We start from the raw sequence: 13,519 nt of genomic DNA on the forward strand, positions 1-13,519 counted from the left end.
ATGGCGGTTACTTACCTGCTTACAATATCATCGCAAAAAAATCCGTACACCGAATAAGGTTTTCGTCGGTACGGAAATCAAAGGCCGGGTCAGCGTATCGCTGCCCGGCAATCGTTATTAGATCTTACAGGCGCCGCTTTCGCAGCCGTCATCCTGAATGGACGGCACCAGGTCATCCTGAGCATCTTCCGCACCGTCGCGGGTGTTTTGATAGTACAGGGTTTTCACGCCAAACTTATAGGCCGTCAGCAGGTCTTTAAGCAGCTGCTGCATCGGTACTTTGCCTGACGGGAAGCGCGTCGGGTCATAGTTGGTGTTGGCGGAAATGGCCTGGTCGATAAACTTCTGCATAATCCCCACCAGCTGCAGATAGCCGTCGTTGTTCGGCATTTCCCACAGCAGCTCGTAGGCGTTACCCAGATGCTCGTAGTCCGGCACGACCTGGCGCAGAATACCGTCTTTCGACGCTTTGATGCTCACGTAGCCGCGCGGCGGTTCGATGCCGTTGGTGGCGTTGGAGATCTGCGAAGAGGTCTCGGACGGCATCAGTGCAGAGAGCGTAGAGTTACGCAGGCCGTGGGTCGTAATGGACTGACGCAGCGCTTCCCAGTCGAGGTGCAGCGGTTCGTTGGTAATCGCATCCAGGTCTTTCTTATAGGTATCGATCGGCAGAATACCCTGCGCATAGGTGGTTTCGTTGAACCACGGGCAGGCGCCTTGTTCTTTCGCCAGCTCGTTAGAGGCCTTCAGCAGGTAGTACTGAATGGCTTCGAAAGTCTGGTGCGTCAGGTTGTTAGCGCTGCCATCGGAGTAACGTTTACCGTTTTTCGCCAGCCAGTAGGCGTAGTTGATAACGCCAATGCCCAGCGTACGACGACCCATCGCACCGCGCTCTGCGGCTTTGATCGGGTAGTCCTGGTAGTCGAGCAGGGCGTCCAGCGCGCGCACTGCCAGTATTGCCAGCTCTTCCAGCTCGTCGAGGCTGTTGATGGCCCCCAGGTTGAACGCGGACAGCGTACACAGCGCGATTTCGCCGTTTTCGTCGTTCACGTCGTCCAGCGGTTTGGTCGGCAGCGCGATTTCCAGGCACAGGTTAGACTGGCGCACCGGCGCAATAGCCGGATCGAACGGGCTGTGGGTGTTGCAATGGTCAACGTTCTGGATGTAGATACGGCCGGTAGAGGCGCGTTCCTGCATCATCAGCGAGAACAGCTCGACCGCTTTAACGCGCTGTTTGCGGATGCTGTCGTCGTTTTCATATTGTACGTACAGGCGCTCAAACTCGTCCTGGTCGGCAAAGAATGCATCATACAGCCCCGGGACGTCGGATGGGCTGAACAGCGTGATGTCGCCACCTTTCAACAGTCGGGTGTACATCAGTTTGTTGATCTGTACGCCGTAGTCCATGTGACGCACGCGGTTACCTTCGACGCCGCGGTTGTTTTTCAGGACCAGCAGGCTTTCGACTTCCAGGTGCCACATTGGGTAGAACAGGGTGGCCGCACCACCGCGTACGCCGCCCTGAGAGCAGGATTTTACCGCCGTCTGGAAGTGCTTATAGAACGGAATACAGCCGGTGTGGAACGCTTCACCGCCGCGAATCGGGCTACCCAGTGCACGAATGCGACCGGCGTTGATACCGATACCGGCGCGCTGGGAAACGTATTTCACAATCGCGCTGGAGGTGGCGTTAATGGAATCCAGGCTGTCGCCGCACTCGATCAGGACGCAGGAGCTGAACTGACGGGTCGGGGTACGTACGCCGGACATAATCGGCGTAGGCAGAGAAATCTTGAACGTGGAAACCGCATCGTAGAAGCGCTTCACGTAGCTCAGGCGGGTTTCACGCGGGTAGTTGGAGAACAGGCAGGCCGCGACCAGAATATACAGGAACTGCGCGCTCTCGTAGATTTCGCCGGTCACACGGTTCTGTACCAGGTATTTACCTTCAAGCTGCTTAACTGCCGCGTAGGAGAAGGTCATGTCACGGTCGTGAACGATAAACGAGTCCATCTGCTTGAACTCTTCTTCCGTATAGTCTTCCAGCAGATGATTGTCGTATTTACCCAGATTGACCATGTGTTTGACGTGGTCGAACAGCGCCGGCGGCTCGAACTGGCCGTAGGCTTTTTTACGCAGGTGGAATACCGCCAGGCGTGCGGCCAGGTACTGGTAGTCTGGTGCTTCGCGGGAGATCAGATCTGCGGCTGCTTTGATAATCGTTTCATGAATATCAGATGTTTTAATTCCGTCGTAGAACTGGATGTGTGAACGCAGCTCGACCTGAGAAATCGAGACGTTATGCAGCCCTTCCGCTGCCCAATCCAGCACGCGATGAATTTTGTCGAGGTTAATGCGCTCTGTGCGGCCGTCACGCTTCGTCACCAGCAGACTCTGATTCATGTGATTGTTACCTGTCCGTGAAAAGGAAAATATCCCCTGATTTATCCACAATGCCGGTTGTAGTAAAACCTGTGGATAAATACTACATGTAGGGGTTCGTTGATTAATTAAACGCTATATGGTGAGTATTCTAGTCTGGATTCTTTTGAGTACAAGGGTTGATTTTGACGTTAAATTGAGGTTGATAAAGGGTGAAAAACGCGAAGTCCACGGCGCATAAGGGCTGGCGGGGATGTCAATAATGCGCAAAAAAAAATGAAAATTTGATCGAGTGCTGATTTCTTCGGCGAAGGGAAAAATTGCGCTATATGATGCAGCGCAATTTTGCCGCAGTGGCAATACCAATGATTGGTAGGGCCGATAGGTTTGCAGGCCTGATAAGCGAAGCGCCATCAGGCGTTGAACGTCGGCGCAGCGCCGGATGGCGGCGCTGCGCCTTATCCGGCCTGCGGGCCAGCGTCATCAGCGGCTTACTCGCTTTTGGCGGTAGTGTGCAGCATATAGTTAACATCAACGCCCGGTGCCAGCTTGAAGCTATTGGTTATCGGGTTGTAGTGCAGGCCAATCATATGGCGCTCTTTGAGCACGGTCCGATCAACCCAACTGAGCAGTTCGGCAGGCTTGATGAATTTTTTCACGTCGTGCGTACCTTTGGGCACCATGCGCAGAATGTATTCCGCGCCGACCACCGCCATCAGCCAGGATTTACCGTTGCGGTTGAGCGTGGAGAAGAAGACCTGGCCGCCGGGTTTGACCAACCGGGCGCAGGCTTTTACCACCGACTGTGGGTCCGGGACGTGTTCCAGCATTTCCATGCAGGTGACGACGTCATATTGCCCGGCGTGCTTCGCTGCGTGTTCTTCTACTGTCTCCTGTACGTATTCGACCTGAATACCGGTTTCCAGCGCGTGGAGTTTCGCCACCTGTAACGGCTCAAAGCCCATATCCAGGCCGGTCACCGTGGCACCTTCGCGGGCCATGCTTTCTGCCAGGATGCCGCCGCCGCAGCCAACGTCCAGCACTTTCTTACCGAACAGGCCGCCGGAACGTTCGGCGATGTAGCCTAAGCGCAGCGGGTTAATGCGGTGCAGGGGCTTAAATTCCCCTTCCAGATCCCACCAGCGTGATGCGACGGCCTCGAATTTGGCGATTTCTTCGTGGTCAACGTTATGCGCTACCGCAGCTTTTTCGGCATTCATGGGTGTTCCTGCTCCTTATTTCATTATTGCCTGCGAGTATATCAGTACCGACGCGCGAATAAAGCGTCCGGCAGGTGCTAATGGGTTTACCTGTCTTTACGCTAATGTGTTATAATTTGCGACCTTTGAATCCGGGAATACAGTAGAGGGATAGCGGTTAGATGAGCGACCTTGCGAGAGAAATTACACCGGTCAACATTGAGGAAGAGCTTAAAAACTCTTATCTGGATTACGCGATGTCGGTCATTGTTGGCCGTGCGCTGCCGGATGTCCGAGATGGCCTGAAGCCGGTACACCGTCGCGTACTTTACGCCATGAACGTATTGGGCAATGACTGGAACAAAGCCTATAAAAAATCAGCCCGTGTCGTGGGTGACGTGATCGGTAAATACCACCCGCACGGCGACGTCGCGGTATATGACACCATTGTTCGTATGGCCCAGCCGTTCTCGCTGCGCTACATGCTGGTGGACGGCCAGGGGAACTTCGGTTCCATCGACGGCGACTCCGCGGCGGCAATGCGTTACACGGAAATCCGTCTGGCGAAAATCGCTCATGAGCTGATGGCCGATCTCGAAAAAGAGACGGTAGACTTTGTGGACAACTATGACGGTACGGAAAAAATTCCAGACGTCATGCCGACCAAAATTCCTAACCTGCTGGTCAACGGTTCTTCCGGTATTGCCGTAGGTATGGCAACCAACATTCCGCCGCATAACCTGACGGAAGTGATCAACGGCTGTCTGGCGTATGTCGACAACGAAGACATCACCATCGAAGGCCTGATGGAACACATTCCTGGCCCGGATTTCCCGACTGCCGCCATCATCAACGGCCGCCGCGGGATTGAAGAAGCCTATCGCACCGGCCGCGGTAAAGTGTATATCCGCGCGCGCGCGGAAGTGGAAGCCGACGCCAAAACCGGTCGTGAAACCATCATCGTGCACGAAATTCCGTATCAGGTGAACAAAGCGCGCCTGATCGAGAAAATCGCCGAGCTGGTCAAAGACAAACGCGTTGAAGGCATCAGCGCGCTGCGCGACGAGTCTGATAAAGACGGGATGCGCATCGTGATTGAAGTGAAACGCGACGCGGTGGGCGAAGTGGTTCTCAACAACCTCTACTCCCAGACTCAGCTGCAGGTTTCCTTCGGTATCAACATGGTTGCGCTGCACCATGGTCAGCCGAAGATCATGAACCTGAAAGATATTATTGCCGCGTTCGTGCGTCACCGTCGTGAAGTGGTGACTCGCCGTACCATTTTCGAACTGCGTAAAGCGCGCGATCGTGCGCACATTCTGGAAGCGCTGGCGGTTGCGCTGGCGAATATCGACCCGATCATTGAACTGATCCGTCGTGCTCCGACCCCGGCTGAAGCGAAAGCGGGCCTGGTGGCGCAGCCGTGGGAACTGGGCAACGTCGCGGCGATGCTGGAACGTGCGGGCGACGACGCCGCGCGTCCGGAATGGCTGGAACCTGAGTTTGGCGTTCGCGACGGTAAATACTACCTGACTGAACAGCAGGCGCAGGCGATTCTGGATCTGCGTTTGCAGAAACTGACCGGCCTTGAGCATGAAAAACTGCTCGACGAATACAAAGAGCTGCTGGAACAGATTGCTGAACTGCTGCACATTCTGGGCAGCGCCGAGCGTCTGATGGAAGTGATCCGCGAAGAGCTGGAGCTGATTCGCGAACAGTTCGGCGACGCCCGCCGTACCGAAATCACCGCCAACAGTGCCGACATTAATATCGAAGACCTGATTAGCCAGGAAGATGTTGTTGTGACCTTGTCTCACCAGGGTTACGTCAAATATCAGCCGTTAACCGATTACGAAGCTCAGCGTCGTGGCGGTAAAGGCAAGTCAGCAGCGCGTATTAAAGAAGAAGACTTTATTGACCGTCTGCTGGTGGCCAACACCCATGACACCATCCTGTGCTTCTCCAGCCGGGGCCGTCTGTACTGGATGAAGGTTTATCAGTTGCCGGAAGCCAGCCGCGGCGCACGTGGCCGTCCGATCGTCAACCTGCTGCCGCTGGAAGCGAACGAACGTATCACCGCGATTCTGCCGGTGCGCGAGTACGAAGAGGGCGTGAACGTCTTTATGGCAACCGCCAGCGGTACCGTGAAGAAAACGGCGCTGACCGAGTTCAGCCGTCCGCGTTCCGCCGGTATTATCGCGGTGAATCTGAACGAAGGCGACGAACTGATTGGCGTTGACCTGACCGCAGGTAAAGATGAAGTCATGCTGTTCTCCGCCGCCGGTAAAGTGGTGCGCTTTAAAGAAGATGCCGTTCGCGCCATGGGCCGTACTGCGACCGGCGTACGCGGTATCAAGCTGGCGGAAAACGACAGCGTGGTATCGCTGATTATTCCGCGCGGCGAAGGTGCAATCCTGACCGTCACTCAGAACGGCTACGGTAAACGTACCGCTGCTGAAGAGTATCCGACCAAGTCGCGTGCGACGCAGGGCGTTATCTCTATCAAAGTCACCGAGCGTAACGGCTCCGTGGTGGGCGCGGTACAGGTCGACGACTGTGACCAGATCATGATGATCACCGACGCCGGTACGCTGGTGCGTACCCGCGTGTCGGAAGTCAGCGTGGTCGGGCGTAACACCCAGGGCGTTATCCTCATCCGTACTGCGGAAGATGAAAACGTGGTGGGCCTGCAGCGCGTGGCCGAGCCGGTTGACGACGAAGAGCTGGACGCTATCGACGGTAGCGTGGCGGAAGGTGATGATGAAATCGCGCCGGAAACCGACAGCGAAGATGATGTCGCGGACGACGCTGACGAGTAATCGTCAAATATCGTAGTGAAAGGGCCGGTGAATACCGGCCCTTTTTTCATTAACATTGCGGCAAAGGCCTTTTCCCGCTACCTTAACCACATCCTGTTAGCCATTGACGGCGGAGTTTCGCCAACTTGAAATATCTTGTCTCCTTCCGCACAACGCTGAAAGTCTCACGCTACCTGTTTCGGGCTCTGGCGCTGCTGCTTTGGCTGCTTATCGCGCTGATTTCCGTGTTCTACATCGTGAATGCTCTGCATCAGAAAGAGTCGGAAATTCGTCAGGAATTTAACCTTAACTCCGATCAGGCGCAGCGCTACTTTCAGCGAACCTCCGATGTTATTAAGGAGCTGAAGTACATTGCGGAAAACCGCTTAACCGCCGCCAACGGCGTCATGCCGGTCGGTGCATTAAAAGACACTTCTGACGTACCGGACTTTGAACCGCTGTTCTCCGATTCTGACTGTGGCGCGCTCGACACCACCTGGCGCGGGCCGCTGGAGTCGCTGGCCTGGTTCCTGCGCTACTGGCGCGAAAATTTCTCGGCCGCCTATGATCTTAACCGCGTGTTCCTGGTGGGCAGCGATAATCTTTGCATGGCCAATTTTGGCCTGCGCGAAATGCCGGTTGAGCGCACCGAAGCGCTGAAAGAGCTGCACCAGCGGATTGTTGATTACCGTAATGCGCCGCAGGACGATCGCGGTGGCAACTTGTTTTGGGTGGGACAGGGGCCGCGCCAGAGCGTGGGCTATTTCTATGCGCTGACCCCGGTCTATCTGGCTAATCGTCTGCAGGCGCTGCTGGGCGTGGAACAAACGATTCGCGCGGAAAACTTCTTTACCCCAGGCAGTATGCCGATGGGGGTGTCTATTCTGGATGAAAACGGTAATACGCTGATCTCACTGGCCGGGCCGGACAGCCGTCTGCGCATCAGCGCGCGGGGGATGCAGGAGCGTCTGTGGTTTGGTTACACCGCAGGCTACCGTGAACTGGTGCTGAAAAAGACGCTGGCGCCGTCGTCGCTGAGCATCGTTTATTCGGTGCCGCTGGACGCCGTGCTGGAGCGTATTCGTATTCTGGTGCTCAACGCGCTGTTGCTGAACGTACTCACCGGCATTGCGCTGTTTACCATGGCGCGGATGTACGAGCGGCGTATCTTCTTACCCGCGGAGTCCGACGCGCTGCGCCTGGAAGAGCACGAACAGTTTAACCGCAAGATTGTCGCCTCGGCGCCGGTGGGAATTTGTATTCTTCGCACCCAGGACGGTACGAATATCCTCAGTAATGAGCTGGCGCATAACTATCTGAACATGCTGACCCACGAAGACCGTCAGCGGCTCACGCAGATCATCTGCGGTCAACAGGTCAACTTCGTTGATGTGCTGACCAGCAACAATACCAACCTGCAAATCAGCTTTGTGCATTCGCGCTATCGTAATGAAAACGTGGCGATCTGCGTGCTGGTGGACGTGAGTTCCCGCGTCAAAATGGAAGAGTCGCTGCAGGAGATGGCGCAGGCGGCCGAGCAGGCCAGCCAATCAAAATCGATGTTCCTGGCGACGGTCAGCCATGAGCTGCGCACGCCGCTGTACGGGATTATCGGTAACCTCGATCTGCTGCAAACCAAAGAGCTGCCGAAGGGGGTCGACCGTCTGGTGACGGCGATGAACAACTCCTCCGGCCTGCTGCTGAAGATCATCAGCGACATTCTCGACTTCTCGAAGATTGAATCCGAACAGCTGAAAATTGAGCCGCGCGAGTTCTCGCCTAAAGAGGTGATGAACCATATTACCGCCAACTACCTACCGCTGGTGGTCAGAAAGCAGCTCGGGATGTACTGCTTTATCGAACCAGACGTGCCGATGAAGCTAATGGGCGATCCGATGCGCCTTCAGCAGGTTATTTCTAACCTGCTCAGCAACGCGATTAAGTTCACCGACATCGGCTGCATCGTATTGCACCTGAAGCGGGAAGGGTACTACCTGAGCATCAGCATTCGTGATACCGGCGTGGGCATTCCGGGTAAAGAGGTGGTGCGCCTGTTTGACCCGTTCTTCCAGGTCGGTACCGGCGTGCAGCGTAATTTCCAGGGCACGGGGCTGGGGCTGGCGATTTGTGAAAAGCTGGTCAATATGATGGATGGCGACATCGCCGTTGATACCGAGCCGGGCATGGGTAGCCAGTTTACGCTGCGCATTCCGCTGTACGGTGAACAGCCGCAGATGCCGCTAGAGATTGACGGGCTGGCGAAGATCCGCTGCTGGCTGGCGGTGCGCAACGCCTCGCTTGCCGACTTTATTCATACGCTGCTCTCTTTCCACGGTATCGACGTGCGCAATTATGGCGGCGAGACGCCGGGGCCGGACGATCTGCTGATCGCCGATGATACCCTGTCGCAGCCTTGGGCTGGCCGGGCGGCGGTCGTCTTCTGCCGCCGGCATATCGGTATTCCGCAGGAATTCGAGCCCGGGCAGTGGGTGCACAGTATTGTGTCGCCGCATGAGTTGATGACCCTGCTGGGCCGTATTTATCGCGTGAAGGTAGAAACCGGCGACGCGGCTGAGCTGCAGGCGGCGCATGAAGCGCCGGCGGACAGCAACGACGATATGATGATCCTGGTCGTCGACGATCATCCGATCAACCGCCGTCTGTTGGCCGATCAGCTGGGATCGTTGGGCTATCAATGCAAAACCGCTAATGATGGCGTCGACGCGCTGAACGTGCTGAGCAAGAACCACATTGATATCGTGCTGAGCGATGTGAACATGCCGAATATGGACGGCTACCGTCTGACGCAGCGCATCCGCCAGCTGGGGCTGACCCTGCCGGTGGTGGGCGTGACGGCGAATGCGCTGGCCGAAGAGAAGCAGCGCTGCCTGGAGTCGGGCATGGACAGCTGTCTGTCGAAGCCGGTTACGCTGGATGTGCTCAAACAGACATTAACGGTTTATGCCGCAAGGGTGCGTAAAGCGCGGGAATAGGCCGGATAAGGCAACGCCGCCATCCGGCGCTGGGTGCAGGTTTGCCCGATGGCGCTGCGCTTATCGGGCCTACGGAATGCAGGCCCGATGTGCAGCAATGCTTAGTCTTTGTCTGACGGCGACAGCGTCACGGAGGAGAGGTAGTTCAGCAGCGCGATGTCGTTTTCCACGCCCAGTTTCATCATCGCCGATTTTTTCTGGCTGCTGATGGTTTTGATGCTGCGGTTCAGCTTCTTGGCAATCTCGGTCACCAGGAAACCTTCAGCGAACAGGCGCAGTACTTCGCTCTCTTTTGGCGACAGACGTTTGTCACCGTAGCCGCCGGCGCTGATTTTCTCCAGCAGGCGAGAGACGCTTTCCGGGGTGAATTTTTTGCCTTTCTGCAGCGCAGCCAGCGCCTTAGGCAGATCGGTCGGCGCGCCCTGTTTCAGCACGATCCCTTCGATATCGAGATCCAGCACGGCGCTGAGAATCGCCGGGTTGTTATTCATGGTCAGTACGATAATCGCCAGCCCTGGGAAATGGCGCTTAATATACTTAATTAACGTAATACCATCGCCGTACTTGTCTCCAGGCATGGAGAGATCGGTAATCAGTACGTGGGCATCAAGTTTGGGTAAATTGTTAATTAGCGCGGTGGAGTCTTCAAATTCACCGACAACATTTACCCATTCAATCTGTTCCAGAGATTTACGAATCCCGAACAGCACAATCGGATGGTCATCGGCAATAATTACGTTCATATTGTTCATGTAAAGGCTACCTTGCTACAGCAAGCTCTTGACGTAGGCGTCAATGTCGCTGATGTATTTTTCTATGCTGGATGCATCTTTCTCTCGAATAAGATGTTCAAGCGTTTCACATAACTGCTTGCCAGGTACCAGATTTAGCATGGCAAACACACCCTTAAGGCGGTGAGCTGTCTGTGCCAGTGCAGCAAAGTCCTTTGCCGCAGATTCAGTATACAGCCTGCTAACATCTTCCGGTACCGTATCAACAAACAGCGCATAATAACCGCTGGCGTGAAGCTCAGCGTTTTCATCGCCCCCCAACGGCGACTCCGTGACTTCTTCCTGCGCCAGCTGTTCTTCGATCAGCTGGAGCACGGCATCCTGCATGGCGTTACTCATATTAAAGTTAACGCGCAGCTGGCCGGGGCCAATTTTACGAACTCCGGCTTCATCATCGCTTAAAAGCAAGCCGGAAGCAGTAAGATTAGACGGATTATCCGTTAAAAACAGATCAAATTCTTGACTTGTTGCACGCTCGTCGGGGCTGATGCAGGTTGCCCCCCAGCTTTCCAGCTGGCGAGTCACGATGTTGCGGATTTCATTGGAGGTGATATCAATCATCGCCACAACGTCGTCGAGCAGCTGCTCTTCTGACTCGGCATCTTCTTCGCGTACCGCCATTTTCACGTGCAGCGTGTAGCGGGTGCCCAGCGATTCCCGCGCTTTAATGTTTAAGTGCCCGCCCAGCTTGCGTGCCAGCTGATCGCACAGCCAGAAGGTGAGGGCGTTAGCCTTCCCGTAGCGGTCCGACTGCGTGTCGTTGAGATACGGGAAATGCAGGTTGTCTATTTCGCCGTGCGACACGCCGTTACCGGTGTCGAGGATGCGGAAGGTTAAACGCTCTTCCGCCGACTCATCGGCGCTCACTTCAAGGGTAATTTTGCCGATTTGCGTAGTGGTGACGGCATACTGAATCAGCAGCAGAAGGATGCGGCGCAGCGCGTCGCGGTCGCCGTGGCGCTGTTCTTTGGCCGGGACCTGGTTGTTGATAAGCAGCTGTAGCCCTTTGCGTTTGATCGAGGGCAGCACTTCCGGCACCACTTCATCAATCAGCTCTTGCAGTGAGAACTGCGAGGAGGTGCCTTTCCAGCTGTCGTTTTCCAGCATGTTCGCCAGCTGGATTTCATCCACCAGGCGCACCAGCAGATCGGCATGGTTGGCCAGCTTCTGGCTGTCCGGCGTGTCGATGCGGCTGGCTTCATTGGCCAGCGCCTTAATCGGCTGCTTCAGCGTATCGCTGATGTTCTGCATAAATGCCGCGCGGCCCTGCTGGTTTTTCTCGTACAGGCGCTGCGCCTGCTTGAGTTTTTTATTCACCAGAATTTCACGATCCTGGTCGCGAATGATGAATATCTGCGTGCGCGGCGAAACCTGGCTGCGGAACTGGCGAATTTCATACAGTTCGTTGTTGATGGTGGCCTGAATGACGCCTTGATGCTGGTCCGCCATGCTGGTGATGTTCTGCAAGTTGAGGTGCGGCAGCAGGTGATCGGCAATTTTATTGCTGATTATTGTACGGTTAGACTCCTGGTCGTGCACCAGCAGCCCCAGCGGTAATAGTGAAACAATCTCTTCATTAATGGCCCTGAGCACCCGTAATTCGTTGTTGGTGCCGCTGGAGGGCATGCTGCTGGCGCTGCCGCGCGTCGGCAGGTTACGGAAGGTGGAGTAGCCAAACAACGCCAGCGCCAGCAGGCCGATATTCAGCAGCAGCGGCAGCATGATGTTCTGGAAGGTGTCCAGCAGCAGCGTGCCGAACGGCACCTGCCACACCAGGCGCATGCCGGTGGAGTTCAGCGCTGAGGTGATCTCAATGCGCGAGCTATTAAAGTTGATGGCCACGCTGTCGCTGGGATCTTTATCCTGGCTGCGCTGGGCGTTCTGTGCCGGGTCCGGCTCCAGGCGGAAGCTGTCCAGCGACATGGTTGGCGGCACCAGGTCGTTAATCGGCAGGTCGAAGGCGACGACGGTCGCCAGATGCCCCGGCTGGTTAAAGGTGGTGCGCAGGGTGAAGTAGCGGCCGTTCTGCCATGCCAGTCGGCGCAGGGTTGAGAAAGTCTCCCGTTCGTCCAGCGTGTTGGCCTGCTGGAGCATCTCGGCGCGTCGTGAATCGACGATACTGCCGACGGTCGACTCCTTAAAACCGGAGGAGAGATCTTTGAGTGGCAGCGTTGAAATCAGGATCAGGCTGTTGTCCTGGCCGTTAAGGTAGTACATGGACCACGGTACGTTTTCCGCGCCCCATAGGGTATCCAGATAGGTTGACATGCGCTGGGTGATATCGAGCGTTGCGCTGTCATGAGAGCCGAAAATCAGCGCCTCGGTTTTACGTCTTGGCTTCTCAAGGTAATAGACGTCCTGCTTGAGGCGGGTCTCCTGTAAACCTTCGGCCGGCGTGGCGCTGGTGCTGGCGGCGGCGATATTGTCGTAGATTTGCCAGGTCGTGTAGCGCCAGGTCTCAATTCGTTTATGGACCGCATGCGTCATATCAACAATCTGATAGCTCTTATCTTTTAGCCACGCGTTGACCGCGCTTTGAATCATCACGCCCATCGTCACCAGCAGGACAATGATCATAAGAAGGAAGAAACGGGTGATGCTCCCTGGGAGCAGGGAAAATTTCGTCGGGCTCATCTTGTCGGACTGACTCATTGGCGTGTGTAACCCATCATAACGGCATCTGAATGAGGATATGCTCAAGCTTATAGCGCATTGAGGCGTGTAAACCCTGCTTTGTTCTGCTGGCAGTATATACAAAAAATCTGCCTAGATGCATCAACGCGGCAAAATCGTCGTGGGGAGAGGGGCCTGGCGCTGAGCCAGAAAAATATCAACGGTATTATTCCGCCGATGGGAAAATTCAATATTGTGCGGAATGTGTACAAACAGGCCGTTATTGTACAATTATTTACCAAACATTAAGAAAAATAGCACTAATTAACAAGATATTAATTTTCATCGGTAGGCGATATTGTTTTTTTTGATGCGAATCGATTAGTTAATAGTCGTTACAATTTAGGCGAGGTAGCACAGTTTGATTCAGTTTATGTAAAGAAGGGTAAAAAAAACCGGATGCGAAGCATCCGGTTGAAATAGGGGTAAACAGACATTCAGAACTGAATGACGGTAATAAATAAAGTTAATGATGATAGCGCTGACTATTTTAGTTGTGGGTGAAGGTTTTGTTTTACCATTCAGTGCTATAACTTTGATGATTTTCAACTCATTGATTTAATGTATATTTCTGTTTGCTTTTTGATTTTTAGTGCTATTTTTCCTGGCTTTTTGTGCTTGTAAAAGTTCCGTAAGTTTTACATTTTGAAACATCTATATGGATAAATGAAACATTTCAAGGG

At 54.8% G+C, this 13,519-nt stretch carries 6 protein-coding genes; 2 read left to right on the forward strand and 4 right to left on the reverse strand.

Features of this window, described 5'->3' with window-relative positions; genetic code table 11:
• Positions 1–117 precede the first annotated feature (117 nt).
• Complete coding sequence (nrdA, locus tag H7R76_RS07945) at positions 118–2,403, reverse strand: class 1a ribonucleoside-diphosphate reductase subunit alpha (RefSeq protein ID WP_106924350.1); 2,286 nt, start codon at positions 2,401–2,403, stop codon at positions 118–120.
• A 470-nt stretch (positions 2,404–2,873) separates the two neighbouring features.
• Positions 2,874–3,602 (reverse strand): bifunctional 2-polyprenyl-6-hydroxyphenol methylase/3-demethylubiquinol 3-O-methyltransferase UbiG, encoded by a 729-nt coding sequence (ubiG, locus tag H7R76_RS07950; RefSeq protein WP_106924351.1) that lies wholly within the window; start codon positions 3,600–3,602, stop codon positions 2,874–2,876.
• A gap of 161 nt (positions 3,603–3,763) precedes the next feature.
• Between ubiG and gyrA the strand changes: the two genes are divergently transcribed.
• Positions 3,764–6,400, forward strand: a complete 2,637-nt coding sequence (gyrA, locus tag H7R76_RS07955; RefSeq protein WP_182967454.1) for a DNA topoisomerase (ATP-hydrolyzing) subunit A — start codon at positions 3,764–3,766, stop codon at positions 6,398–6,400.
• A gap of 125 nt (positions 6,401–6,525) precedes the next feature.
• Positions 6,526–9,372: a two-component system sensor histidine kinase RcsC gene (gene rcsC / locus H7R76_RS07960; RefSeq protein WP_182967456.1), complete on the forward strand. Its 2,847-nt coding sequence runs from the start codon at positions 6,526–6,528 to the stop codon at positions 9,370–9,372.
• Positions 9,373–9,473: 101 nt separating this feature from the next.
• Here rcsC and rcsB read toward each other — a convergent pair whose 3' ends face one another.
• Together rcsB and rcsD are read right to left on the reverse strand one after the other, a co-directional pair.
• Positions 9,474–10,124: a response regulator transcription factor RcsB gene (gene rcsB, locus H7R76_RS07965; protein ID WP_064544005.1), complete on the reverse strand. Its 651-nt coding sequence runs from the start codon at positions 10,122–10,124 to the stop codon at positions 9,474–9,476.
• Positions 10,125–10,139: 15 nt separating this feature from the next.
• Positions 10,140–12,815 (reverse strand): phosphotransferase RcsD, encoded by a 2,676-nt coding sequence (gene rcsD, locus H7R76_RS07970; protein WP_106924354.1) that lies wholly within the window; start codon positions 12,813–12,815, stop codon positions 10,140–10,142.
• Between the last annotated feature and the right edge of the window lie 704 nt (positions 12,816–13,519).

Origin of the sequence: Klebsiella sp. WP8-S18-ESBL-06 (assembly GCF_014169755.1) — a bacterium.
GTDB classification, from domain to species: Bacteria; Pseudomonadota; Gammaproteobacteria; order Enterobacterales; family Enterobacteriaceae; genus Kluyvera; species Kluyvera ascorbata_B.